The following is a 23,829-nucleotide window of genomic DNA, read 5'->3' on the forward strand; positions in this document are numbered from 1 at the left end:
TCAGCCCGCCAGCCAGGAGAGATAGGGAACGTCTTCGAGCCAGCTTCCCTTGGGAAGCTGCACCAGCAGGACCTTTTCCAGCACGTACCAGACCCCGACCGATGCGGCCAGGGAGATCGGAATCGAGAGCCTGGGCGCCACCGGATCGACGAAGGTCATCAGGAAGAGCAGCAGCGCCAGGCTGCACAGCACGAAGCCCAGCTTCTGGAACAGGACGCCGAACACGATCAGCGCGGCGATCACCATCACGACGTTGCGCCACCGCGCCCCGCGCCAGAGATCCGCCAGCAGCGGCCCCTCGCCCCGGGCGCCGGCGACGGTGATCGACAGCGACAGAGCCGACATGAAGAGACCGAGCCAGAAGAAGACGAAGCCCGAGCCCGGCTCATGCAGGGTGCCCAGTTCGAGCAGCCAGCCCTGCCAGGTGACGAACACGCCGACACCCAGCCAGAAAAGGCCTCCCCAGAATTCAGCGCGACGCAGCATGCTCAGTTCTTCTTGGCGAGCCCGAGCTGGTCCACGACCTCGCGCTGCTCGTCATATTGCTGCCTGGCGAACCGGGCGTAGTCCGCCGTGTTCAAGTAGCGCTTGGGATAGTCGTACTTGGCCATCAGTTCGACCACCTTGGGATCGTCGAGCGCGGCCTTGAAGGCGTCGTGCAGCTTCTGCACGACCGCCGGGTCCATGCCCTTCGGCCCGGCGAGTCCGAACGGCGAGTCGAGCGTGAGGTCGAAGCCCAGCTCCTTCAGGGTCGGGGCATCAGGCCAGCGCGGGCTGCGCTCCTGCGTCCAGATGCAGAGCAGGCGGAACTTGCCGGCATCGACAAGCGGCGCCCAGCCGGTTGCATCGGCGTCGGCCATGACGTGGCCGCCTTCGAGCGCCGCCCAGCCTTCGGGCCCGCCCTTGAAGGGCACATGGGTGAACTTCACGCCGGCCTTGTGGGCGATCTGCTCCATGCCGATGTGCAGCGAGCTGCCGGCGCCCGGCGTCGCATAGGTGAACTTGCCCGGATTGGCCTTCGCAAAGGCGATGACGTCCTGGAAGGTCTTGAATTGCGAGTCCGCCCGCACGACCACGCCGAATGTGTAGGCCGAGGTGTGGAGGATCCAGGTGAAATCCTTCATCGGGTCGTACGGAGTCTTCTGCATGTGCGGCAGGCGGAAGATCGTCACCGGCATCTGCGCGATCGTGTAGCCGTCGGGCTTGGCGGTCGCCGCCATGCTCGCCGGGCCGCTGGTTCCCGAACCGCCGGTGCGGTTGTCGATCACCACCGGCTGCCCGAGAATCTTGGCCGCGGCGTCGCCCAGGGCGCGATGCCACACATCGACGCCGCTGCCGGCCGGCCACGGCATGATCAGCGTGATCGGCTTGTTGGGAAAATCCTTGGCCCCCTGGGCATACCCGATTGCGGGCGCAAGAGCGGCGGACGCGACTGCCCCCGACGCCGCGACGAACGAACGACGACGCATGAACTCCTCCCTTTTGTTTTCTTCCCCGCTCGGGTGGACTAGCTCTTGGCGGCCAGTCCGAGCTTCTCCAGCGCCGCCTTCTCCTCGGCGTAGAGCTGGCGGGCGAACTTGTCGTAGGCCGCGGCCGGCATGTAGCGCGGCGACATGTCGTACTTCTCCAGGGTCGCGATGACGTCCTTGTCCTCGAGCGCGACCTTGAACGCCTCATCGAGCTTCTTCACCACGGCCGGGTCCATGCCCTTCGGGCCGCCCATGCCGAACGGCGAGTCGAACACCATGTCGAAGCCGAGATCCTTCAGGGTCGGCACGTCGGGCCAGTTCTTGGTGCGCTTCTCGGTCCACACGCAGAGCAGGCGGAGCTGGCCCGCATCGACCAGCGGCTTCCAGCCCGTCGAATCGGCCTGCAGCGTCGTGTGCTTGCCGAGCACGGCGGCGTTGGTTTCCGCGCCGCCCTTGAACGGCACCATGGTCCACTTGATCCCCGCCTGGGCGGCGATGCGCTCCATGCCGATATGCAGCGAGGTGCCGGCGCCGGGCGTGCCGTAGGTCACCTTGCCGGGATTGGCCCTGGCATACTCGATCACGTCCTTGAAGGTCTTGTAGGGCTGGTCGGCCGCCGTCGTGACGCCGAACGTGTAGCCGCTGAGATGCGAGACGTAGGTGAAATCCTTCAGCGGATCGAACGCCGTCTTCTGCATAACCGGCAGCCGGAACACGGAAATCGGCAGCTGCGACAGCGTGTAGCCGTCGGGCCGCGCGGTGGCGGCCATCGTGGCCGGACCCAGCGTGCCGGAGGCGCCGCCCTTGTTGTCGATCTGGAAGGGCTGGCCCAGCACCTTACTCGCCCGCTCGCACATGGCGCGGAGCGTGATGTCGCTCGATCCGCCGGCGGGCCACGGGACGATGAAGGTGATCGGCTTGCTCGGATAGGCCTGGGCGCGGGCAGCCGGCAGATACAGCGGCATGCCGACGCCGGCAGCGATCACGGTTCCAAGACCACGCTTCACGAGACCACGACGACGGACCGTCATCTTGTTTCCTCCCTTTGATTGGTGAGGAAATTGGACGATGGTTCAGTCGATGTAAAGCGAATGCACAGCCTGTGTTATGGCAGGACGCGCTTCATCCAGTCGGCCGTCATGCGCGCGTCCTGGTTGTCACTTTCTTCGAGCTTTTCGATCACGCGCTGCCGGTCCTCGAGGTCGCGGTTCTGGCTCAGCTTGATCTTGGTCTGCAGGCGCGCGATCGGCATGCGCAAGGCGACGATGCCTCGGGTCTGGGCCTCGGCATTTCCCGGCGGCAGGCGATCCAGCCCCCAGGACGAAGCATCCGTCCCTTCATAAGCGGCGGCGAGCTTCGCGAGCACGTCGAGCGCACCCTGCGTGTCCTCGACGACCTGCGGCCGGCCATAAGCATGGACGGTGACATAGTTCCAGGTCGGAACCTTGGGCCCCGGCGTGTACCAGGTCGGCGAGACATAGGCGTGCGGTCCCCAGAACAGGGCCAGTGACTCCGCCGGCCGCTCGAACAGCTTCCAGTGCGGGTTGGCGCGCGCGATATGGCCGATCAGCGCGCCGTGTTCGCTGCCATCGTCCTGCCAGAGCAGCGACAGGTGGGTGGCGAAGGGCGCGCCGGTCTCGTCGGTCGTCATCAGCAGCGCCCAGCTATGGGCCTTCATGACCTCGCGGCCGACCGCTTCATCGCCTGCGAAATGCTTCGGAAGATACATGGTGCGGATTCCTTGAACGGCGCGGGCTTACCATGGTCCAATACCATCCACACGAGGAGGAATATTCATGGGCGAAGATATCCATCTTAAGTCTGCCGCCGGCGAGATCGGCGCCTACCTGGCCACCCCGGCCGGCACGCCGAAGGGCGGCATCGTGGTCATCCAGGAGATCTTCGGCGTCAACCACCACATCCGCGGCGTGACCGACAAGTTCGCAGCCGTTGGTTACCTCGCCCTCGCGCCCTGCTTCTTCGACCACATCAAGCCCGGTATCGAGCTCGGCTATACGCCGGACACGATCGCCGAGGGCCGTGGCTACGTCATGACGCCGGGCTTCACAGACAAGGCCGTGCAGGACGTCCAGGCGGCGATGGACGAGCTGAAGAAGCGCGGCGTGAAGAAGGTCGGCGTGACCGGCTACTGCTGGGGCGGCACGATCAGCTGGCTGGCCGCGACCCGTCTCAAGCCGGATGCGGTGTCCGCCTACTACGGCGGCGGCATCCATGGCGCCCGGAACGAGAAGCCCACCGTGCCGACGCAGCTGCATTTCGGCGACAAGGACATGCACATTCCGATGGCGCACGTGAACGAGCTGCGCGAGCTGCACCCCAACGTCGAGATCTTCGACTATCCGGCCGATCACGGCTTCCATTGCGACGAGCGCGGCAGCTGGGACGCCGCTGCCTCGAAGAAGGCGATGGAGCGCACGCTCGAATTCATGGCCAAGCACGTCGGCTGACGCATCTTGGCCAAGAAACCTGCGAAGAAGGCCTTCACGCCCGACGCACGCGGTCCCCTGAACGGGGTCCGCGTCGTCGACCTGTCGCGGCTGGTGGCCGGCAACGTGCTGACCCTGCAGCTCGCGGACTTCGGCGCCGAGGTGATCAAGATCGAACCGCCCGAAGGCGACACCTTGCGCTCGTGGCGCGTGAAGGGCGTGGAGACCGCCTGGAAGGTCTACAGCCGCAACAAGAAGAGCGTGGCGCTCGACCTGCGGTCCGATGCCGGCCGCACCATCGTGCGCGAGCTGGCGAAGACCGCCGCCATCCTGGTCGAGAGCTTCCGGCCGGGCGTGATGGAGGACATGGGCCTGTCGCCCGCCGAGCTGCATGCGATCAACCCGAAGCTGGTGATCGTGCGCATCTCGGGCTGGGGCCAGGATGGGCGCTATCGCCACAAGCCGGGCTTCGGCACGCTGATCGAGGGCTATAGCGGCTTCGCCTCGATGAACGGTTTCGCCGACCGCGAGCCGGTGCTGCCGCCCATGTACCTGGCCGACTGCATGGCCGCCCTGAACGGCTACGGCGCGGTGATGGTGGCGCTGCGCGAGGTCGAGATGAACGGCGGCAACGGCCAGGTGCTCGACCTGCCGCTGTTCGATCCGCTCTTCTCCATGCTGGGCCCGCAGGCCGCCAACCACAGGCTGACCGGCGAGGTGAAGGTCCGCACCGGCAGCCGTTCGACCAACGCCGCACCGCGCAATGTCTACCAGACGAAGGACGGGAGCTGGGTCTGCCTCTCGGCCTCGACCCAGGGCATGGCGATGCGCGTGCTGGACAAGATCGGCCGGCCGGAACTCAAGGAGGATCCGCGCTTCTCGACCAACATCGAGAGGGTGCGCAACGGGGTCGAGCTCGACCGCATCATCGGCGAGTTCATCGGCGCCCGCGACCTCGACGAGAACCTGCGCTATTTCGACGAGGCTGGCGTCACCATCGGCCCGGTCTACGATATCTCGCAGATCGTCCAGGACGACTACGTTCTGGAGCGCGAATCGCTGATCGAGATCGACGATGCGGACATGGGCGAGCTGCCGACCCATCCGGTCGTGCCGCGCATGTCCGGCACACCGGGTGCGCTCAAGAGCGCGGCGCCCAGGGTGGGCGAGCACAACGAAGCCGTGCTGAAGCCGATGCTGGGCGCGGCGGAGTACGACAAGCTCTGCGCATCGGGCGCGATTTCCGACGGCACGAACCCGGGAAAGAAGAAGAAGTGAACCGACCTGTTCCGCCCGTCTGGCGCTCGATCCTCTACGTTCCGGGCAACGTCCCGAAGTTCATCGACAAGGCGCACGAACGCGGCGCCGACTGCGTGCTTGTCGACCTGGAGGACAGCGTGCAGCCGGCGCAGAAGCCCGAAGCGCGCGCGATGCTGCCGGACACGATGAAGAAGGTGGCGCGCGGTGGCGCCGACGTAGCGGTTCGCATCAACCGGCCGCTGCGCCTGGCGATCCCCGACATCGAGGCGGCGGTGCGGCCGGGCCTCTCGGCCCTGTTCGTCACCAAGACCGAGGGGGTGCAGCATCTGCGCCTGCTCGACGAGGTGGTGAGCGAACTGGAGCGCGAGCGCGGCATGAAGGTGGGCGGCGTCGGCTTCGCCGCCATGATCGAGCATCCGCGCGCGCTCACCGAACTGAACGACATCGCCGAGCGCGGGCCCCGCGTCATCGCCATGATGCTGGGGGGCGAGGATTTCGCGCTGGAGACCGGCTCGGTGCCCGGTGACGAGACGCTGGAACTGCCCAAGCGCATGGTGGCCTTCGCGGCGCAGGCGCATGGCGTGTCGGCGTTCGGCATCCTGGGAACCGTCGCCGACTATTCCGACCCCGCCGCCTACCGGAAGAGCGCCGAACGGGCGCGGCGCTTCGGCTTCACCGGCGGCACCTGCATCCACCCCGGCCTGGTCGGGGCGCTCAACGAAGCCTTCACGCCGACGGCGGACGACGTCGCCTATGCGAGGAAGCTGATCGCGGCCGACGAAAAAGCCGCGGCCGAGGGCCGCGGCTCGTTCTCGGTGGATGGCAAGATGATCGACATCCCGGTGATCGATCGCGCCCGCCGTCTGATCCAGCGATACGAAGCGATCGAACGGCGTCTCGAGAGATGACTTGCTGGGGGCACGCCCCCAGCGATCAGTGCTTGTCGGCCCACACCGTGCGCTTCACGGCATACATCAGGCCGGCCAGCGCCAGGAGGAACAGGATGACCCGCACGCCGGTGCGCTTGCGGTCTTCCATGTGCGGCTCGGACGCCCAGGCCAGGAACTCGACGACGTCGGAGGCTTCCTGGTCCAGCGTGGCCTTGGTGCCGTCGGCGTAGGTCACCTTGTCGTCGCTGAGCGGCGGCGCCATGGCGATCTTGTGGCCCGGGAAGTATTTGTTGAAGTTGTCGTCCTTCTTGACGTCGAACTCCTTGATCTGCTCCGGCGTCAGCTTGTCGTACGGAACGTAGCCGGTGAGGATGCCGTAGATGTAGTCGGGGCCGTACTCGCGCGCCTTGACGATGACGCTGAGGTCGGGCGGCGCCTTGCCGTTGTTGGCGGCCGCCGCCGCGGCCTCGTTCGGGAACGGCTTCTTGAAGCGGTCGGACGGGCGGGCCGGCCGGTCGACCGGTGCGCCATCGTCGTTGAGATCGGAAACTGAGATGTCCTTGATCAGGCCCTTCACCTGGTTCTCGGTCAGGCCGAGTTCGGTCAGGTTGCGATAGGACATGAGCGACAGCGAATGGCAGGCCGCGCAGACTTCCTGGTAGACCTGGAAGCCACGCTGGGCAGCGGCACGATCGAAGGTGCCGAACGGTCCCTGGAAGTGCCAGTGCTTGTGCGGCGGATGCTCGGTCCCGCCGGCCGCGATGGCGACGGTGCCGGTGGCGACGGCCGCCAGCGCGATGGCGCCGGAGACCAGGAGATTGCGGGCGAAAGGCTTGCGCATGGCTCTTAGACCGCCTTTTTCTTGAGCACCGCGTCGGCGATGCTGGGAGGCAATGGCAACGGCCGCTCGATCTTGCCCAGGATCGGCAGCAGGACGAGGAAGTGCGCGAAGTAGTACAGCGTCGCGAGCTGCGACAGCGGCACCCAGAAGCCTTCCGGCGGCTTGGAACCGCAGATGCCCAGGACGATCACGTCGACCACCAGGAACATCATGAACCACTTGTAGATCGGCCGGAACGTGCAGGACCGGACGCGCGACGTGTCGAGCCACGGCAGGATGAACAGCACCGCGATGGCGCCGAACATCGCCAGCACGCCGCCCAGCTTGTCGGGGATGGCGCGCAGGATCGCGTAGAACGGCAGGAAGTACCATTCCGGCACGATGTGCGCCGGCGTGACCAGCGGGTTGGCCGGGATGTAGTTGTCCGGATGGCCCATGTAGTCGGGCGCGAAGAAGACGAACACCGCGTAGACGATCAGGAAGCAGACGACGCCGAAACCGTCCTTCATCGTGTAGTACGGATGGAACGGGACGGTGTCCTGCGGGCCCTTCGGGTCGATGCCGGTCGGGTTGTTCGAGCCGTGGATGTGCAGCGCGACGACGTGCAGCGCCACGACCGCCACGATGACGAACGGCAGCAGGTAGTGCAGGGCGAAGAAGCGGTTGAGCGTCGGGTTGTCGACGGCGAAGCCGCCCCACAGCCAGGTGACGATCGATTCGCCGACCACCGGAAGCGCCGAGAACAGGTTGGTGATGACGGTGGCGCCCCAGAAGCTCATCTGGCCCCATGGCAGCACGTAGCCCATGAAAGCCGTCGCCATCATCAGCAGGAAGATGACCACGCCCAGGATCCACAGCAGTTCGCGCGGCGCCTTGTAGGAGCCGTAGTACATGCCGCGGAAGATGTGGATGTAGACGGCGATGAAGAAGAACGAGGCGCCGTTCATGTGCAGGTCGCGGATCAGCCAGCCCTGCGGCACGTCGCGGTCGATGCGCTCGACCGAGTCGAAGGCCATCAGCACGTGCGGCGTGTAGTTGGTCGCGAGCACGATGCCGGTGGCGATCATGAGGACCAGCATCACCGTGGCGATCGCGCCGAAGTTCCAGAAGTAGTTGAAATTCCGTGGCGTCGGAAACGTGTGATATTCCTTCTCGATGTACGAGAAGATCGGCAGGCGGTAATCGATCCAGGCGATCACCTTGTTATTGAAGACCGGCGGCGTGCCGTGTGACGAGGCCATTCTGGAACTCCAGCGAGATCTGAGGCGGACGACCTGGGTCGATCAGCCGATGCGAACGAGCGAGTCGGAAGTGAACAGGTAGTCCGGAATCACGAGATTCTTCGGCGCCGGCCCTTTGCGGATGCGGCCCGACGTGTCGTAGCTCGAGCCGTGGCAGGGGCAGAACCAGCCGCCGAACTCGCCCTTCGGGTCACCCGGCTTGTTGCCGAGCGGCACGCAGCCCAGATGGGTGCAGACGCCGATCATGATCAGCCATTCCGGGCGGACCTTCTTGGCGGTGTCGGTGACGCGCTTGTTGTCGGTCTCCGGATCCGGCAGCTGCGACATCGGCACAGCCTCGGCTTCCTTGATTTCAGCCTCGGTGCGGTGACGGATGAACACCGGCTTGCCGCGCCATTTCACAGTGACGGCCTGGCCGACCGCGATCGGGGTCACGTTCACCTCGATGGTCGACAGGGCCAACGTATCTGCGGCGGGATTGAGGTTATTGATGAAGGGCCACGCGACGGCGGCGGCACCAACGGCGCCAAGAGCGCCCGTCGCGACCATGAGGAAGTCGCGCCGTGTCGGTTCGCCGTGCCCGTGTACCGGTGTGCTTGAAGCAGCCATGATTACTCTCTTCCGTCCCCCCGAGGAGATGGCGGGTATATAGCCGGGAAAGCCCCTTTTGTTTCAAGGCTCTGTTGGTCGCAGGCCCGATGCGCGGCACTGTGTGACCGCGTGCCGCAGAAGGAGCGTTCCGTGTAGCGGACGGGAGTGGCGAAGTTCAATGCGTCTTGCCTTGTATGAACCCGATATCCCTCAAAATCTAGGGGCTTTCATCCGCCTGTCGGCCGGTTTGGGCGTTCCGCTGGACGTCATAGAACCCTGTGGCTTCCCGGTGGACGACAAGCGGATCCGCCGGGCGGCCATGGATTATTACGACCTAGCCACCCTCGCCCGGCACGCCTCCTGGGCGGCCTTTTGCCGGGATCGGCCGCCGGGACGCCTGGTTCTGCTGACCACGACCGGGGCCGAACGCCTGCCGGACGCGGTTTTCCGGTCCGACGACATCCTCCTGATGGGGCGGGAAAGCGCCGGGGTGCCGCCGGAGGTGCACGCGGCAGCCGATCTCCGGGTCCGGATCCCCCTGCAGGCTGGGGCAAGGTCACTCAATGTCGCCCTGGCGGCCGCGATGGTATTGAGCGAGGCCCTTCGCCAGACCTCGGGATTCGAAAAGCTCGCATGACCGCCAAGCCTGCCCGCACCGCCACCGGCCCCAACGGCCCTTCTCCCCTGCCCGACCAAGCGACGATCGCCCGTCGGAAGGAAGAGGCCGCTTCCTGGTTCGCCGGCCTGCGCGACCGCATCTGCGCCGAGTTCGAGCGGATCGAGGACGAGCTGGCGGGCACGCACACCGACAGGGAACCGGGCCGCTTCGAGCGCAAGGACTGGCGGCGCGAGAAGGGGCCGAACGGCGAGGATCGCGGCGGCGGAACCATGTCGCTGATGCGCGGCCGGGTGTTCGAGAAGGTCGGCGTCAACATCTCGACCGTGTTCGGCGAGTTCAGCCCCGAGTTCCGCGGCCAGATCCCCGGCGCCGCGCAGGACCCGCGCTTCTTCGCCTCCGGCATCTCGCTCGTCGCGCACCTGCAGTCGCCCCGGGTGCCGGCGGTGCACATGAACACGCGCTACATCGTGACCACACGCAGCTGGTTCGGCGGCGGCGCCGACCTGACGCCGATGGTGCCGCACGAGCCCGACACGCACGACTTCCATGCCGCTTTCCGCACCACCTGCGACGCGCACGATCCGGCCTATCATCCGAACTTCAAGGAATGGTGCGACGAGTACTTCTTCCTGTCTCATCGCAATGAGGCGCGCGGCATCGGCGGCATCTTCTACGACTATCTCGACAGCGGCGACCATGCGCGCGACTTCGCCTTCACACGTGCCGTCGGCGAGACCTTCCTCGACATCTACCCGAAGCTGGTACGGCGTCACATGAACGAGCCGTGGACCGACGCCGAGCGCGCCCACCAGCTCACGCGCCGCGGCCGCTACGTCGAGTTCAACCTGCTGCACGACCGCGGCACGCGATTCGGCCTGATGACGGGCGGCAATGTCGAAGCGATCCTGATGTCGCTGCCTCCCGAGGTGCGGTGGCCTTAAAGATAGGCCGTCGTCTCAATGGAGCGCGCCACTGCTACCGACCCGGCCAGTTCCACATCGGGCGGTCTTCGCCCTCGGCGACGGTTTCGCCGAGCTGCTTCGTCAAAGTGATGCGCCGTCCGCCGGCTTTCGTGAGCGCCGCGACCAGACGCTCGGCATGGGAGACCACGATGATCTGCGATCGCTTCGCCGCATCTGCGATGAGACGGGCAAGAGGCGCCAACAGATCCGGATGTAGGCTGGTCTCGGGCTCGTTCAGGATCATCAGCGAGGGCGGCCGCGGCGACAGCAGCGCGGCCACCAGCAACAGGTAGCGCAGCGTTCCGTCCGACAGTTCCGTGGCCTTCAACGGCCGCAGCAACCCGTGCTGCAACATCTCGACCTCGAAATAGCCGTCGCTCACCGCGACATCGACCGAGCCGCCGGGAAAGGCGTCGGCGACGGCGGCCTCGAGCTGGCCCTCGATGCCGATCTCCTGGATGGTGGCGATGGCGGCGGCGAGATCGGCACCGTCGCCCGCGAGCACGGGAGTCCGCGTGCCGACCTGGCGGCGGCGCGCGGGCGCCTCGCTGTCGGTGCGGAAGTGATCGTAGAAGCGCCAGTCGCGCAGCTGCTCGCGCAACGACAGGAGTTCCGCACCATCCTCGGGATTGGCGCAGTGGGTCAGCATGCTGTCGAACGGCTGAAGATGCGTATGGGCCTGCCTCCGCTGGCCGGTACGGTCGCGCAGCGTCACCGAAGGACCGAGCCTTTCGGCGAAGGCATTGGCACGCTGCAGCACCAGGCCGGTCCACAGCGACTCGGTCTTGATCACCGGATCGCGGCCGAACAGGCCACCCGGGATCGGCAGGCCGAGATCGATCGCGTAGCCGTAGGAGTCCGAGGAGAAGCCCAGCTTGAGGCTGACCGGCCCCTTGCGCACCGTTCCCTGCACCGCCTGCTCACCGCGCTTCATGCCGCGCGAGAACTGCTCGGGACCGGCCCACAGCACGGAGGAGATGCCGCCCTCCATGGCGAGCGACTGGATGATCCGTCCCTGCGCGACATCGGCCAGCAGGCGCAACGCGCGATAGAGGCTCGACTTGCCGCTGCCATTCGCACCGGTGACGACCGTGAGCGGCTCGACCTCGAGCCGCACGTCACGCAGCGAGCGATAGCCCGATATGCAGAGCCTGGAAACGATGCTCACCGTGGGCTCACGACGACCGTTTCGCCATCGCCCAGCCCGCCAGCAGCGGCGCCGCGAACAGCACGAGTACCAGCAGCGGATAGGGTGCGCCCCACCAGAAGCCGAGACGATCGAAGAAGGCTTCGGCCCCTTCCTCGTAGGTCACGCGGGCATAGGTGAAGCCCGCCAGCATCGTCGAGGTCGGCCACAGCAACGCCGCCAGCAACGCAGCCTCGAACCACTGGCTGCCCGTCGTGCGCCGCGCATGGATGATCGCCACCATGACGACGTAGGGGATCGGCACCAGCGTCTTGTACCATTCGACCGCGCGTACCGAGAGGGTGGCGGCGATCCAGGTGTCGCCCACCAGGTCGTTCATCACGACGACGGCGGCAATCGCGCACCACAGCGCGAAGACGAGTCCCGGCCGGATCACGCGGCGCGGACCCGCTTTTCCAGTTCGGCGAGACAGGCCGCACGATCCGCCGCGAAGTCGCCGTCGATCCACCAGCGTTCCACCGCCTCGATCATGGCGCCGACCTTGGGTCCGGGCTTCAAGCCGAGCTTCAGCGCATCGCCGCCGCTCACCGGCAATTCCGGCGGCGTCCAGTCGCGCGCCATCGCGAGTGCTGCCCGCCAGTCACCCGGCGCATCGACCGCGAGCAGGAGGCGGTCGGCGTAGAGATTGCCGCCCAGCGCATAGATCTGTTCACGCCACGCTTTCGGACCGCCGGCCACGTCGATGACCGGTTCGGCCGCCAGCATGACCTCGAGCCGCAGGGCTTCCTGCGTCGACAACCTCAACCGCTTGCCGATCACCGTGGCAGCGGCATCGGCCGAAAGGATCGATGCCAGGCGACGGATCGGATCGGGCCTGTCCTCGCGCGCGATCAGCGCCCGCAGCCTCGCCGTGCCGTCGCATTCGGGCAGCCAGTGATCGAGGATGGCAGCTTCGCGCATCGCGGCGATCGTGTCGGCCGGCGCGGGCGCTTCGAGCAGGCGCAGCAGTTCCTTGCGCACCCTCTCGCCCGACAGACCGCGCAGGCCGCCGGCATTGCGCCGGCAGGCCTCGAACCCGGCCGGATCGAAGGGCGGCCGCCCGTACCAGGCATGGAAGCGGAAGAAGCGCAGGATGCGCAGCCGGTCCTCGGCGATGCGCTGGTCGGGATCGCCGATGAAGCGCACGCGCGCCTCGGCGAGATCGATGCGGCCGTCGAACGGATCGTAGAGCGTGCCGTCGAGATCGGCATAGAGCGCGTTGAAGGTGAAGTCGCGGCGGCTCGCATCCTCCAGCCAGTCGTCGGTGAAGGCCACGACCGCGTGCCGGCCGTCGGTTTCGACGTCGCGGCGCAGGGTCGTGAGTTCCAGCGGCCGTCCGTCGATGACCGCCGTCACCGTGCCGTGCTTCAGGCCCGTCGGCACCACTTTGATCCGGGCCGCCTCGAGGGCCCGCATCACCGTCTCGGGCGACTTGTCGACGGCGAGGTCCGCATCCTTGGCAAGGGGTGATGAGCCGAGCACCGTATCGCGCACCCAGCCGCCGACGAAGCGCGCCAAAATGCCCGCACGACCGAGCGCATCGAACAATGTCCCGATCGCGGCATCGTTCGACCAGGGCGGCACCTCCAGACGTCCGACGGGCTTCATGGCGCGAACAGCCCCCCGTAGCCCTGGTCCTGGGTGAAGAACATGACGATGAAGCCCACGATGGCGCAGGCGAAGCCCGCGATGCCGAGCCAGGTCATCGGCATATCCTGCCACGACGGCAAGGTGCCGGCGATCTGGCGCTCCTGCTTGATCTTCACCGCCCAGGCCCAGAGGAAGAAGGCGCCGAAGGGCGCCAGCACGAGGACCAGGATCAGGAGGACGACACGCATGAATGCTCCCGGCCTGCGTCAGGCGTTGGTGGTCAGGATGAAGTGGAGGTTCTTCAGGATTCCTGCCGTGGCGCCCCAGATATAACGCTCGCCATAGGGCATGGCGTAGTAGCGCCGCTCGCGCCCCTGCCAGACCCTGCTGTCGATGCGGTGATTGCGCTCGTCCAGAAAATGGGCGAGCGGCACTTCGAAGACATCGGCGACCTCGCGTGGATCTGCACGCGTCGTGAATCCGGGCGTCACGATGCCCACGATCGGGGTGATCTGGTAGCCCGTGCCCGTCCTGTAGAGGTCGAGCGATCCCACGACGTCGATGAAGTCGCGGGTCAGGCCGACCTCTTCCTCGGTTTCACGCAGCGCAGTCGCCGCCGCGTCCGTGTCCTCGGCCTGCCGGCGGCCGCCGGGAAAGGCGATCTGGCCCGCATGGCTCGGCATGTCCTCGGTGCGCTGGGTCAGCAGGACCGTGATTCCCGTCTCGCGCCGGATCAACGGCACGAGCACGGACGCAGGACGCCACACTTCGGGCATGGCCCCGACACCGTTCAGTGAGAAGTCACTGCCGATGGGGGGCGACGCCACGGGCAATCCCGATGCCAAACGCCTGCTGCGCTCGGCCACCCGCCGCACAATTTCGTCAACCGTCATGCCCTTGTTCCGGCCTCAATTCTGGGCTTCCCTCAATCATATTCCCTCGACGACAGGAGCGCCCTGGTGGCCCCCGATACATCGACTGCAACCGACGCCGACGCCCAGGCCGCCCTCGCCGACATCGAGAGGCTGGGTGGGCAGCTTCGTGCCGCCCGTGCCTCCATCGGCAAGGTCATTTATGGCCAGCAGGACGTGATCGATCAAACACTGGTTGCCCTCCTGTCGGGCGGTCATCTTCTCCTGATCGGCGTTCCGGGCCTCGCGAAGACCAAGCTGGTCGACACGCTGGGCGTCGTGCTCGGCCTGGAAGCCAAGCGCATCCAGTTCACGCCCGACCTGATGCCGGCCGACATCCTGGGCTCTGAGGTGCTCGAGGAGAGCGACAGCGGCCGCCGCACCTTCCGCTTCCTGCAGGGTCCGGTCTTCGCCCAGCTTCTGATGGCCGACGAAATCAACCGCGCCAGCCCACGCACCCAGTCCGCGCTGCTGCAGTCCATGCAGGAGCGGCACGTGACCGTGGCCGGCAAGCGCTATGACCTGCCGACGCCTTTCCACGTGCTGGCGACCCAGAATCCGCTGGAACAGGAAGGCACCTATCCGCTGCCGGAAGCGCAGCTCGACCGCTTCCTGCTGCAGGTCGATGTCGGCTATCCCGACGAAGAGGCCGAGCGCCAGATCATGATCGGCACCACCGGCGCCGAGCAGGCCGTCGCCACGCAGGCCCTTTCCCCGGGCGACCTGATCGCCGCCCAGGCCCTGGTGCGCCGCCTGCCGATCGGCGAGAGCGTGGTCGATGCCATCCTGAAGCTGGTGCGCGCCGGCCGTCCCGAGCACACCGACCTCGACGTCGTGCGCCAGCGCGTCGCCTGGGGTCCCGGCCCGCGCGCCAGCCAGGCCTTCATGCTGGCCTGCCGCGCCCGCGCCATCATCCAGGGCCGCCTCGCCCCGTCGGTCGACGATGTCGTGGCGCTCGCGGGGCCGATCCTGCGGCACCGCATGGCCGTCAATTTCTCCGCCCGCGCCGAAGGCGTAACCGTTGAGTCCGTCATCGCCCAGATGTGCGCCCGCCTTGGGTAATCTTCTGGCCTGGGCATTGCACTGCGGGAGTTCATGGCTTCGCCTTCAACCCTTCATAGGTCCCTGGAACTTGCCGGCACGCTGCCTGCCCTGATGGTGGCGGCCGATCGCGTGGCCGCGACCGTCATCCAGGGCGTGCACGGCCGCCGCCGCGTCGGCCAGGGCGATGCCTTCTGGCAGTACCGGCCGTTTCGCGACGGCGACAGCGCAACCCAGATCGACTGGCGCCAGAGCGCGCGCAGCCGCCATCTGTTCGTGCGCGAAACCGAATGGGAAGCCGCCGCCAGCATCTGGCTGTGGCGCGATGCCTCCCCCTCGATGCAGTACGCCTCGCTCAAGAACATCGACACCAAGGCCGTGCGCGCCGAGTTGATCACGCTCGCCGTCGCGAGCCTGCTGGCCGATGCCGGCGAGCGCGTCTCCGTTCTGGGCGGCGGCATGCGTCCGACATCCGGCCGCGTCGCCGTGCGCCGCGTCGCCGAGACCCTGCTCGACGAGAGCCGCGACACGTCGCGGACGCCCGCCAGCCTGCCGCCGATGGTGCCGCTGCCGGCGCATGGCACGGTGGTTCTCGTGTCCGACTGGCTCGATCCGCTGGAAAAGATCGGGGAGATCATCCGCTACTACGCCAGCGTCGGCGTGCGCGGCCATCTCGTGCAGATCCTCGATCCCGCCGAGGAAGAGCTGCCGTTCGACGGCCATGTGAAGTTCGAGGGCCTCGAAGCCGAGGGCCAGCACACGATCCGCCGGGTCGAAGCCGTGCGCTCGGCCTATGGCGCGCGCCTCGCCGCCCAGAAGGAAGGGCTGCAGCGTCTCGCGCGACCGGCCAACTGGACGGTCCATCTGCACCGCACAGACCGGTCGCCGCAGACCGTGCTGATGTCGCTTTATCTCGCCATGGCCGACATGGGTCGGCTGAACCTGGCCTGACAGCATGCTCAGTCTCGGCGCATTCGCCTTCGCTGCCCCCGGCATGCTGGCCCTGCTGGTGGCCCTGCCGGCGATCTATTTCCTGCTGCGGCTGATTCCGCCGCTGCCCAAGCTCGTGCGCTTCCCCGCCATCCGGCTGCTGGTCGGGCTGGAGCCCGCCGAGCAGACGCCGATGAAGATGCCGTGGTGGCTGCTGCTGCTGCGCCTGCTGCTGGCGACGGCGCTGATCCTGGCCGTCGCGCGCCCGCTGCTGAACCCGCAGGCAGAGTTGCCGGGCCGCGGGCCGCTGCTGCTGGTGATCGACGATGGCTGGTCGAGCGCCCCCGGCTGGGCCACGCGTACCGCCCACGCCGAACGCCTGATCCAGCGTGCCGAGCGCGCCAACCGTCCGGTGGTCCTCGTCGGCACCGCGCCCGCCCCGCTCGATGCGCCCGCCGTGCGGCGCGGCGCCCTGCGTCCCGACGAGGCGCGCACCTTGTTGCGGGCCTTCCGTCCCAAGCCCTGGCCGACCGATCGCACGGCGGCCGCCGCCGCCATCGACCAGATGCAGATCGATCCCGGCGCCTATGCGGTCTGGCTGAGCGACGGCCTCGAGGATGAAGGCGCGACGCGCCTCGCCGAGCGCCTGCGCCGCTTCGACGGTTTGCAGGTGCTGCTGCCCGACCAGGCCACGACCCCGCTGCTGCTCCTGCCGCCGGCCGCCGAAGGCCGCGACCTCAAGGTGCGGGCGCTGCGCGCCGTCGCCGACGGTCCCCGCAGGGCGGCGATCCAGGCGTCCGACGAGCAGGGCCGTGTCGTGGCCCGCATGGACCTCGACTTCGCCGCCACCGCAACCCAGGGCGAAGGCATGCTCTCCATCCCGGCCGAGCTGCGCAACCGCATGGCCCGCCTCGACATCGAGGCCCAGGGCGGCGCCGGCAGCGCGATCCTGCTCGACGAGCGCCATCGCCGCCGCCCCGTGGCGATCCTCGGCGAGCGCGCCACCGCCGGCAACCAGCCGCTGCTGCAGGAGATCTACTTCCTCGAGCGGGCGCTCGATCCCTATGTGAGCCTGAGCATCGGCGATCGCGAGTCCGTGCTGACGCGCAACACCGCGGTGCTGCTGATCCCCGATGGTTCCGCCCCGTCGGCCAACGACCGCGAGGAGATCGCCAAGTGGATCGAGCGCGGCGGGATCGCCGTGCGCTTCGCCGGCCCCAACCTCGCGGCCGGCGCCGACACTCTCGTGCCGACGCCGCTGCGTCTCGGCGACCGTGCCTTGGGCGGAGTCATGAGCTGGGGCCAGCCCAGCGCGCTGGCCGAGTTCCCGCCCAACAGCCCGTTCCTCGGCATCCCGATCCCGAAGGACGTTCGCATCTCGCAGCAGGTCCTGGCCGAGCCGACGCCCGATCTGGCCGACAAGACCTGGGCCCGCCTCGCCGACGGCACGCCGCTGGTCACCGCGGAGAAGCGTGGCCAGGGCTATCTCGTTCTCATCCACACCACCGCCAACACCGGCTGGAGCAACCTGTCCCTGTCGGGCCTGTTCGTGAACATGTTGCAACGGCTGGTCACGCTCTCGCGCGGCGTCGCCGGCGACGGCGTCAACAAGGCGCTGAAGCCATGGCGCACGCTCGACGGCTTCGGCCGCCTGGGCGCACCGCCGGCCGGCATCCAGATGCTTCCGGCCGATGCCGGTGAGACCTTCCAGCCCAAGCCCGCCTCGCCGCCGGGCCTCTATGGCGATGAGAACGCCCAGGTCGCCTTCAATATCGGCGGCCGCATTGCCGAGCCGAAACCGCTGGTGCTGCCGGGCGGGATCTCGACCGACAAGCTCTCGGAAGGCGGCGAGACGGATCTCTCGAAGTGGTTCCTGCTGGCCGCGCTGGTGTTGCTGCTGGCCGACCTGCTGATCTCGCTGTGGCTGCGCGGCCTGCTGCCGAAGGCCGTCCGGTTCGGACGCGCCGCCCCGGCCGCCGTGCTGCTGGCCGCCCTGGTGTTCACGGGATCGCCCGACGTCGAGGCGCAGCAGCCCGCGCCGCCCCAGCGCCCTGGCGCCCCGTCGACCCAACCCGCGGCCAAACCCGGTCCGCCACCGCTCACCGACGAGCAGGCGCTCAAGGGCTCGCTCGACATCCGCCTCGCCTACATCGTCACCGGCGACAAGGAAGTCGACGACATCAGCAAGGCGGGCCTCGAGGGTCTGAGCGAGATCCTGCGCAGTCGTACCTCGGTCGAACCCGCCGATCCGGTCGGCCTCGATCTCGAGCGCGACGAGCCCCGTCTCTATCCGCTGATCTACTGGCCCGTGACCTCGACGCAGCCGGCCCTGTCGCCGCGCGCGCAGGCCGCGCTCGACCGCTACCTGCGGACCGGCGGCATCATCTTCATCGACACGCGCGACCAGCAGATGAGCTTCGATCGTCCGGCCGGCGGCAATCCCGACCTCAAGCGCCTGCTGGCCGGCGTCGAGACGCCGCCGCTGGTCGCCATGCCGCCGGACCACGTGCTGAGCAAGGCCTTCTATCTCCTGTCGGACATGCCGGGCCGCTGGCAGGGCGGGAAGCTCTGGATTGAGTCGGGAACCGGTCGCGTCAATGACGGCGTCACCACCATCCTGATCGGCTCCAACGACTATGCCGGCGCCTGGGCGACCGACCAGCGCGGGCGCGGCCTGATGCCGGTGACGCCGGGCGGCGAGACGCAACGCGAGATGTCCTACCGCTTCGGCGTCAACCTCGTGATGCATGCGCTGACCGGCAACTACAAGGACGACCAGGTTCACCTGCAGGACATCATGCAGAGGTTGAGGCGATGAACATGACATCGGCCGTCTCGGTCGCCTTCGATCCGCTGCTGCCGTGGACGGTGCTGGCCGTGCTGGGCGCGATCGGCCTCGTGCTGGTGCTGCTCGGCCTGCGCGCCGGTGCGCGCGGCACGATCTGGCGGCTGGGCTCCCTCGTCGTTGTGCTGGCGGCGCTGGCCAATCCCTCGCTGATCGAGGAACAGCGCAAGCCCATTGCCGACGTGGCGCTGGTCGTCGTCGACGACAGCGATTCCATGGCGATCGGCGAGCGGCGCCAGCAGGTCCACGCCGCCCGTGAGTCGCTGAAGCGCAAGCTCGGCCAGCAAGAAGGGCTCGAAGTGCGCGAGGTGGTGCTGCCGCCGTCGCACATCCAGCTGGGCAGCGAACGGCCGGGCGGCACGCGCCTGATCGAGACGATGCGCTCGGCGCTGATCGAGATTCCACAGGAACGGCTGGCCGGCGTGGTGCTGCTGAGCGACGGCCAGGTCCATGACGTGCCCGCCGGCGTGCCGCCGGAACTGGGCGGTGCCCCCGTGCATGCGCTGATCGCCGGCCGGAAGAACGAGCGCGACCGGCTGATCGTGCTCGAACAGTCGCCGCGCTTCGGCGTCGTCGGCCGCGAGGTGACCGCCAAGTTCCGGATCGAGGATCCCGCGGGCGGCACCGCGCCGGTCACCCTGTCGGTCGGCGGTGAGGTCGTGAAGCGTATCGATGTCCCCGTCGGCCGCTCGGTCGAGCTGCCGATCACCGTCGGCAATCCCGGCGCCAACGTCGTCGAGCTGGAAGTCGGCCCCGGCACGAGCGAGCTCACCCTCGACAACAACCGCGCGCTGTTCACGATCAACGGCGTGCGCGACCGGCTGCGCGTGCTGCTGGTCTCGGGCGAGCCCTACCAGGGCGAGCGGGCGTGGCGGAACCTGCTGAAGAGCGACCCCGCGGTCGACCTCGTGCACTTCACCATCCTGCGCACGCCGCAGAAGGACGATTTCACGCCGGTGCGCGAGCTGTCGCTGATCGTCTTCCCGATGCGCGAGCTGTTCGAGCAGAAGCTGAAGGAATTCGACCTGATCATCTTCGACCGCTACGAGTCGGGGAACCTGATCACGCGCGACTATTTCCGCAACATCTCCGAATACGTGAAGGGCGGCGGGGCGCTGCTCGTCTCGGTCGGCCCGGTGTTCGCGACCCAGCGCTCGCTCTATCGCACGCCGCTCGGCGCCATCCTGCCCGGCGCGCCGACCGGTGACGTGGTCGAAACCGGCTTCAAGCCGAAGGTCACCGAGATCGGCCAGCGCCATCCGGTGACGGCGAACCTCCCGCAGGCGGGCGATCCCAACAAGGAGCCGGAGTGGGGCCGCTGGTTCCGCCTCGTCACCTCGCGCACCGAGCGCGGCAACGCGGTGCTGGCCGGCGCCGAGGAGAAGCCGCTGGTGATCCTCGACCGGGTCGGCGAGGGCCGCGTGGCGCAGCTCCTGTCCGATCACCTGTGGCTGTGGAACCGCGGCATCGATGGCGGCGGGCCGCAGCCCGAGCTGGTGCGCCGGGTCGCCCATTGGCTGATGAAGGAGCCCGATCTCGAGGAAGAGGCGCTGCGCGCCACCGCCGTCGGCGGCCGCATCGAGATCACGCGCCGTACGCTGGCCGCGACCTTCCCGCAAGTCACCATGACCTCGCCGGGCGGCGCCACCCGCACGCTCGACCTGCGCCAGACCGCACCGGGCCTCGGCCTCGCCGTGGTCGATGTCGACAAGCCCGGCCTCTACCGCTTCGACGACGGCACGCTGCGCGCCGTTGCCGCCGTCGGCAGCCCCGACCCGCTCGAATTCTCCGACGTGCGCGCGACCGACGCGAAGCTGAAGCCGCTGACCGAGGGCACCGGCGGCGCCCTGATGTGGCTCGCCGACCAGTCCGACCCGGACATCCGCACCGTCCGCCCCGGCCGTGCCGCCGGCGGCTCCGACTGGATCGGCCTGCGCCGCAACGAGGGCTACACGGTCGCCGGCATCAACCAGCTGCCGCTGCTGCCCGGCATCCTCGTGGCGCTCGCCTTCCTGATGGCCATCGCCAGCGCCTGGTGGCGCGAGGGGCGCTAAGCTGAGCGAAGGTCAGCTTAGCGATTAAGCGTCAGGCCGCGGCTTGGTTACAAGCCGCCAAGCCCTCGGCAATGTCCGGGAGCGCCTAAGAACAAACGACCAAACTCTTCCTCAGTACGTCGCGCGGCCGCCCGAAATGTCGAAGACCGCGCCGGTCGAGAAGGAACAGGCCGGCGACGACAGCCAGAAGGCCATCTCGGCAACCTCTTCGGGCCGGACCATGCGCGCCATCGGCACGTTTGCCAGAAGCTTCGCGCGCCGTTCGTCGGTGAGGTCGCCGAAGATCGCCGTCTCGGAGGCCGAGGGCGTGATCGCGTTCACGAGTACGCCTGACGTCGCGAGCTCCTTGCCCATCGACTTGGTGAGCGCGATGACGGCGGCCTTGGACGCGACATAGGCCGCGACGTTGGGATTGCCGTCCTTGCCCGCGATCGAGGCGATGTTGACGATGCGGCCGTAGCCCCCCGCCACCATGTCGGGCACCGCGGCCTGGCAGCAGCGGAACGTGCCGCTGAGGTTGATGTCGAGCACGCGGTGCCATTGCTCTTCGGGATAGGACGCGATACCGGCCGAGGGGCCGAGGATGCCGGCGCTGTTCACCAGGATCGAGGGCGCGCCGAGTGCTTGCTTCGTCGCCGACCAGGCCGCGCGCACGGACTTTGTATCGGTGACATCGACGGCGAAGGCCTGCGCGCCCTCGCCGATTTCCTCGCCGACGCGCTTCGCGCCGGCCAGGTCCAAATCCCAAAGGGCGACCTTGATGCCTTCCTTCGCAAAGCGATGTGCGATGGCCCGGCCAAGGCCGCTGGCCGCACCGGTGACGACGGCAGCGGCCTGCGTGATGGGGCTCATGGCTTGACGTTGGCCTGTTGCGCGATCTTGCGCAGGGTCGCGATGTCCTTGGCCGTCTGCGCCTTGAGATCGTCGGGGCTGATGGTCGAGGCGGTCATGCCGAACTCGGCCCAGCGCTCCTTGATGTCGGGCATGGCCAGGATCTTCATCAGCTCGGCATGCAGGCGCTGGACGATCGGCTTGGGCGTGTTGAGCGGCGCCATCAGGTCGTAGCGCCAGACGAAGTCGAAATCGACGCCCTGCTCGACGAAGCCCGGCACGTCGGGGAAGTTGATGGATCGGCGCGTGCACGACACCACCACCTTGACCTTGCCCGACTTGACCATCGGCACCGCCGACTGCACGTCGGAGAAGCCGAGCTTGATGTGGCCCGCCGCCACGTCGTTCAACACCGGCGCCGCGCCCTTGTAGGGTACATGGGTCATGTTGATGCCGGTGCCGGCCCGGATGATCTCGGCGCAGAGATGGCCCGTGGAGCCGTTGCCCCAGGTTCCGTAGTTCACTTCGCCGGGCTTGGCCTTGGCCAGCGCGATCACGTCGCGCAGGTCCTTCACCGGATAGTCCGGGCTGGCGACCATCACGACCGTCGCCGATCCGATGTCGGCCAGATGCTCGAAATCCTTCACCGGATCGTAGGGCAGGTCCGGCATCACCGCCGGATTGACGACGACGGTGCTGGCCGATCCGAGCACCAGCGTATAGCCGTCCGGCGGCGCCTTCTGGGCCGCTTCCATGGCGATGACACCCGAAGCGCCCGGCTTGTTGTCGACGATCACGGTCTGCCCGAGGGCGGTGCCGAGCTTCTCTGCCAGGGCCCGCGCCACCAGGTCGGTGCCGCCACCCGCCGCGAACGGCACGATCAGGCGGATCGGCTTGCTCGGCCATTTGGCGTCGCTCGTCTGCGCCACTGCGGGCGCGGTCACGCCGAGCGCCAAAGCCAGGGCGAATGCCCTCCGGAACAATCTCATTCTTTCCTCCACTTAGGTTCTTGATTACGTCGTCGGCGGCGGCACACAGGATTCGCGCAGCACGAGATCGACCGGCAGCAGCGCGCGCGACTGCCCCTCCCCCGTGCCGCGCAGCCGTTGCAGCAGCAGTTCGGCCGCCGCCCGGCCGACATCCTCCAGGCTCCAGCGCAAGGCCGTAATCGCCGGCGAGTGCACGGCGGCGAGATCGGTATCGCCGACGGCGATCACCGACAGGTCGCGTGGCACGGAATGGCCGAGGTCGCGCGCGGCGCGCAGCGCACCGGCCAGGATGCGGGTGCCGAGGGCGATGATCGCCGTCGGGCGCCGGTCGCGGCGCAGCAGTTCGAGCGCATCGCCCTGGGCGAAATCCATCGACGATTCCTGGAGGCAGATCAGCGCGCCCTCGGGATCGATGTCGGCCTCGGCAAAGGCCGCCTTGAAGCCCGCGATGCGCTCCCGGCCCGGCCGCATGCGCGCGCCCGGTGTCAGCAGGGCGATGCGGCGATGGCCCAGGCCGATCAGATAGCGCGTCGCGGTCCGGGCACCTTCGCGATGGTCGACCAGCACCGCGGGCCAGGGCCTATCGCCCTCCCCGGGCACGTCGCGGTCAAGGATGACCACCGGCGCACCGCCGGTGGCGAGGTCGCGCCAGGCGCGGTCGTTCTCGTCGCTGCCGGGTGCCACCAGCATGCCGTCGAGGCGCCGGCTGCGGAACGCCGCGACCATCGCCCGCTCGCGCGCCGGATCGTTCGCGGTGTTGGCCACGACCATCAGCAAGCCGGTCTCGCGCAGCCGGGCCTCCGCCGCCTGCACGATGCTGGCGTAGAGCGGATTGGCGACGTCGGACACCAGACAGCCGACCATGCCGGTCGTGCGCGTGCGCAGGCTGCGCGCCTGGAAATCCGGCTGGTAGCGGAGCTTCTCCGCCGCGGCGGCGACGTCGCGCGCCACCCGCGCGCTGACGTTCTTGCCGCCGTTCAGCGCCCGTGACACCGACCCAACCGACACGCCGGCCGCCCGGGCCACGTCTCGAATTGTCGCTTTGGAAACGATTTCTGCCATACGAAGGCTCATAATTGACATTCCAAGTCGCCCTTGCAAGGTTGAATTGGAAACGTTTCCATACTGCGGA

The 23,829-nt window shown here is 67.9% G+C and carries 24 protein-coding genes; 9 read left to right on the forward strand and 15 right to left on the reverse strand.

Annotated elements, in window-relative coordinates:
- The 4 genes from EPO41_RS07645 to EPO41_RS07660 form a co-directional block, all read right to left on the reverse strand.
- Positions 1–486 carry a tripartite tricarboxylate transporter TctB family protein gene (locus EPO41_RS07645; protein ID WP_296322766.1) on the reverse strand — a complete coding sequence of 162 codons (486 nt, stop codon included), beginning with the start codon at positions 484–486 and terminating at the stop codon, positions 1–3.
- Positions 487–488: 2 nt separating this feature from the next.
- A complete protein-coding gene (locus EPO41_RS07650; protein WP_296322768.1) occupies positions 489–1,469 on the reverse strand; it encodes a tripartite tricarboxylate transporter substrate binding protein in 981 nt (326 codons plus the stop codon).
- A gap of 38 nt (positions 1,470–1,507) precedes the next feature.
- Entirely contained in the window at positions 1,508–2,434 is a 927-nt protein-coding gene (locus EPO41_RS07655; protein ID WP_296323120.1) for a tripartite tricarboxylate transporter substrate binding protein, read from the reverse strand.
- Positions 2,435–2,574: 140 nt separating this feature from the next.
- On the reverse strand, positions 2,575–3,198 hold the full coding sequence (locus EPO41_RS07660; protein WP_296322770.1) for an FMN-binding negative transcriptional regulator: 624 nt from the start codon (positions 3,196–3,198) through the stop codon (positions 2,575–2,577).
- A 67-nt stretch (positions 3,199–3,265) separates the two neighbouring features.
- On the opposite strand from EPO41_RS07660, the gene EPO41_RS07665 reads away from it, so the two are divergent.
- Genes EPO41_RS07665 through EPO41_RS07675 form a run of 3 tightly spaced genes read left to right on the forward strand, consistent with a single transcriptional unit; the run spans position 3,266 to position 6,084 of the window.
- Positions 3,266–3,937, forward strand: a complete 672-nt coding sequence (locus tag EPO41_RS07665; protein WP_296322772.1) for a dienelactone hydrolase family protein — start codon at positions 3,266–3,268, stop codon at positions 3,935–3,937.
- 6 nt (positions 3,938–3,943) lie between these two features.
- Positions 3,944–5,194 (forward strand): CoA transferase, encoded by a 1,251-nt coding sequence (locus tag EPO41_RS07670; RefSeq protein ID WP_363246953.1) that lies wholly within the window; start codon positions 3,944–3,946, stop codon positions 5,192–5,194.
- Positions 5,191–6,084 (forward strand): CoA ester lyase, encoded by an 894-nt coding sequence (locus tag EPO41_RS07675; protein ID WP_296322774.1) that lies wholly within the window; start codon positions 5,191–5,193, stop codon positions 6,082–6,084. The genes EPO41_RS07670 and EPO41_RS07675 overlap by 4 nt, the downstream gene beginning before the upstream one ends.
- Positions 6,085–6,109: 25 nt before the next feature.
- Here the strand turns inward: EPO41_RS07675 and EPO41_RS07680 are convergent, their stop codons facing one another.
- From EPO41_RS07680 to petA, 3 genes are read right to left on the reverse strand one after another with little or no spacing between them, the layout of a single operon-like run.
- Entirely contained in the window at positions 6,110–6,907 is a 798-nt protein-coding gene (locus tag EPO41_RS07680) for a cytochrome c1 (protein ID WP_296322776.1), read from the reverse strand.
- A gap of 5 nt (positions 6,908–6,912) precedes the next feature.
- Complete coding sequence (locus EPO41_RS07685) at positions 6,913–8,148, reverse strand: cytochrome b N-terminal domain-containing protein (RefSeq protein WP_296322778.1); 1,236 nt, start codon at positions 8,146–8,148, stop codon at positions 6,913–6,915.
- A 42-nt stretch (positions 8,149–8,190) separates the two neighbouring features.
- Positions 8,191–8,757 (reverse strand): ubiquinol-cytochrome c reductase iron-sulfur subunit, encoded by a 567-nt coding sequence (petA, locus tag EPO41_RS07690; RefSeq protein ID WP_296322779.1) that lies wholly within the window; start codon positions 8,755–8,757, stop codon positions 8,191–8,193.
- Positions 8,758–8,917: 160 nt separating this feature from the next.
- On the opposite strand from petA, the gene EPO41_RS07695 reads away from it, so the two are divergent.
- Both EPO41_RS07695 and hemF read left to right on the forward strand, forming a co-directional pair.
- Complete coding sequence (locus tag EPO41_RS07695; RefSeq protein ID WP_296322781.1) at positions 8,918–9,376, forward strand: tRNA (cytidine(34)-2'-O)-methyltransferase; 459 nt, start codon at positions 8,918–8,920, stop codon at positions 9,374–9,376.
- Complete coding sequence (hemF, locus tag EPO41_RS07700; RefSeq protein ID WP_296322783.1) at positions 9,373–10,299, forward strand: oxygen-dependent coproporphyrinogen oxidase; 927 nt, start codon at positions 9,373–9,375, stop codon at positions 10,297–10,299. Before EPO41_RS07695 ends, hemF begins: the two co-directional genes overlap by 4 nt.
- Before the next feature lie 34 nt (positions 10,300–10,333).
- On the opposite strand, the gene EPO41_RS07705 is transcribed toward hemF, so the two are convergent.
- From EPO41_RS07705 to EPO41_RS07725, 5 genes are read right to left on the reverse strand one after another with little or no spacing between them, the layout of a single operon-like run.
- Positions 10,334–11,482, reverse strand: a complete 1,149-nt coding sequence (locus tag EPO41_RS07705) for an AAA family ATPase (RefSeq protein ID WP_296323124.1) — start codon at positions 11,480–11,482, stop codon at positions 10,334–10,336.
- A 13-nt stretch (positions 11,483–11,495) separates the two neighbouring features.
- The gene (locus EPO41_RS07710) at positions 11,496–11,903 is read right to left on the reverse strand and encodes a hypothetical protein (protein WP_296322784.1); all 408 of its coding nucleotides are present in this window, start codon (positions 11,901–11,903) and stop codon (positions 11,496–11,498) included.
- Positions 11,900–13,114 carry a CCA tRNA nucleotidyltransferase gene (locus EPO41_RS07715; RefSeq protein ID WP_296322787.1) on the reverse strand — a complete coding sequence of 405 codons (1,215 nt, stop codon included), beginning with the start codon at positions 13,112–13,114 and terminating at the stop codon, positions 11,900–11,902. The genes EPO41_RS07710 and EPO41_RS07715 overlap by 4 nt, the downstream gene beginning before the upstream one ends.
- Entirely contained in the window at positions 13,111–13,344 is a 234-nt protein-coding gene (locus tag EPO41_RS07720; RefSeq protein ID WP_296322790.1) for a hypothetical protein, read from the reverse strand. Before EPO41_RS07720 ends, EPO41_RS07715 begins: the two co-directional genes overlap by 4 nt.
- Before the next feature lie 18 nt (positions 13,345–13,362).
- The gene (locus EPO41_RS07725) at positions 13,363–13,923 is read right to left on the reverse strand and encodes a CoA pyrophosphatase (RefSeq protein WP_296322793.1); all 561 of its coding nucleotides are present in this window, start codon (positions 13,921–13,923) and stop codon (positions 13,363–13,365) included.
- Between the two features lie 132 nt (positions 13,924–14,055).
- On the opposite strand from EPO41_RS07725, the gene EPO41_RS07730 reads away from it, so the two are divergent.
- Genes EPO41_RS07730 through EPO41_RS07745 form a run of 4 tightly spaced genes read left to right on the forward strand, consistent with a single transcriptional unit; the run spans position 14,056 to position 20,877 of the window.
- Entirely contained in the window at positions 14,056–15,069 is a 1,014-nt protein-coding gene (locus EPO41_RS07730; RefSeq protein ID WP_296322796.1) for a MoxR family ATPase, read from the forward strand.
- Between the two features lie 33 nt (positions 15,070–15,102).
- On the forward strand, positions 15,103–15,999 hold the full coding sequence (locus EPO41_RS07735) for a DUF58 domain-containing protein (RefSeq protein WP_296322799.1): 897 nt from the start codon (positions 15,103–15,105) through the stop codon (positions 15,997–15,999).
- A 4-nt stretch (positions 16,000–16,003) separates the two neighbouring features.
- On the forward strand, positions 16,004–18,796 hold the full coding sequence (locus EPO41_RS07740) for a DUF4159 domain-containing protein (protein ID WP_296322802.1): 2,793 nt from the start codon (positions 16,004–16,006) through the stop codon (positions 18,794–18,796).
- A complete protein-coding gene (locus tag EPO41_RS07745) occupies positions 18,793–20,877 on the forward strand; it encodes a hypothetical protein (RefSeq protein WP_296322805.1) in 2,085 nt (694 codons plus the stop codon). Before EPO41_RS07740 ends, EPO41_RS07745 begins: the two co-directional genes overlap by 4 nt.
- A gap of 111 nt (positions 20,878–20,988) precedes the next feature.
- Here the strand turns inward: EPO41_RS07745 and EPO41_RS07750 are convergent, their stop codons facing one another.
- From EPO41_RS07750 to EPO41_RS07760, 3 genes are read right to left on the reverse strand one after another with little or no spacing between them, the layout of a single operon-like run.
- A complete protein-coding gene (locus tag EPO41_RS07750) occupies positions 20,989–21,729 on the reverse strand; it encodes an SDR family NAD(P)-dependent oxidoreductase (protein WP_296322808.1) in 741 nt (246 codons plus the stop codon).
- Positions 21,726–22,697 carry a tripartite tricarboxylate transporter substrate-binding protein gene (locus EPO41_RS07755; protein WP_296322811.1) on the reverse strand — a complete coding sequence of 324 codons (972 nt, stop codon included), beginning with the start codon at positions 22,695–22,697 and terminating at the stop codon, positions 21,726–21,728. The genes EPO41_RS07750 and EPO41_RS07755 overlap by 4 nt, the downstream gene beginning before the upstream one ends.
- Before the next feature lie 24 nt (positions 22,698–22,721).
- Positions 22,722–23,723 carry a LacI family DNA-binding transcriptional regulator gene (locus tag EPO41_RS07760; RefSeq protein WP_296322812.1) on the reverse strand — a complete coding sequence of 334 codons (1,002 nt, stop codon included), beginning with the start codon at positions 23,721–23,723 and terminating at the stop codon, positions 22,722–22,724.
- Between the last annotated feature and the right edge of the window lie 106 nt (positions 23,724–23,829).

The sequence above is a fragment of the Reyranella sp. genome, from assembly GCF_004297265.1.
Classification (GTDB): domain Bacteria; phylum Pseudomonadota; class Alphaproteobacteria; order Reyranellales; family Reyranellaceae; genus Reyranella.

Coding starts and splice junctions, on each gene's coding strand:
- EPO41_RS07645 (WP_296322766.1), bottom strand. CDS start 486: ATGCTGCGTCGCGCTGAATTCTGGGGAGGCCTTTTCTGGCTGGGTGTC.
- EPO41_RS07650 (WP_296322768.1), bottom strand. CDS start 1,469: ATGCGTCGTCGTTCGTTCGTCGCGGCGTCGGGGGCAGTCGCGTCCGCC.
- EPO41_RS07655 (WP_296323120.1), bottom strand. CDS start 2,434: ATGCCGCTGTATCTGCCGGCTGCCCGCGCCCAGGCCTATCCGAGCAAG.
- EPO41_RS07660 (WP_296322770.1), bottom strand. CDS start 3,198: ATGTATCTTCCGAAGCATTTCGCAGGCGATGAAGCGGTCGGCCGCGAG.
- EPO41_RS07665 (WP_296322772.1), top strand. CDS start 3,266: ATGGGCGAAGATATCCATCTTAAGTCTGCCGCCGGCGAGATCGGCGCC.
- EPO41_RS07680 (WP_296322776.1), bottom strand. CDS start 6,907: ATGCGCAAGCCTTTCGCCCGCAATCTCCTGGTCTCCGGCGCCATCGCG.
- EPO41_RS07685 (WP_296322778.1), bottom strand. CDS start 8,148: ATGGCCTCGTCACACGGCACGCCGCCGGTCTTCAATAACAAGGTGATC.
- petA (WP_296322779.1), bottom strand. CDS start 8,757: ATGGCTGCTTCAAGCACACCGGTACACGGGCACGGCGAACCGACACGG.
- EPO41_RS07695 (WP_296322781.1), top strand. CDS start 8,918: ATGCGTCTTGCCTTGTATGAACCCGATATCCCTCAAAATCTAGGGGCT.
- hemF (WP_296322783.1), top strand. CDS start 9,373: ATGACCGCCAAGCCTGCCCGCACCGCCACCGGCCCCAACGGCCCTTCT.
- EPO41_RS07715 (WP_296322787.1), bottom strand. CDS start 13,114: ATGAAGCCCGTCGGACGTCTGGAGGTGCCGCCCTGGTCGAACGATGCC.
- EPO41_RS07720 (WP_296322790.1), bottom strand. CDS start 13,344: ATGCGTGTCGTCCTCCTGATCCTGGTCCTCGTGCTGGCGCCCTTCGGC.
- EPO41_RS07735 (WP_296322799.1), top strand. CDS start 15,103: ATGGCTTCGCCTTCAACCCTTCATAGGTCCCTGGAACTTGCCGGCACG.
- EPO41_RS07740 (WP_296322802.1), top strand. CDS start 16,004: ATGCTCAGTCTCGGCGCATTCGCCTTCGCTGCCCCCGGCATGCTGGCC.
- EPO41_RS07745 (WP_296322805.1), top strand. CDS start 18,793: ATGAACATGACATCGGCCGTCTCGGTCGCCTTCGATCCGCTGCTGCCG.
- EPO41_RS07750 (WP_296322808.1), bottom strand. CDS start 21,729: ATGAGCCCCATCACGCAGGCCGCTGCCGTCGTCACCGGTGCGGCCAGC.
- EPO41_RS07755 (WP_296322811.1), bottom strand. CDS start 22,697: ATGAGATTGTTCCGGAGGGCATTCGCCCTGGCTTTGGCGCTCGGCGTG.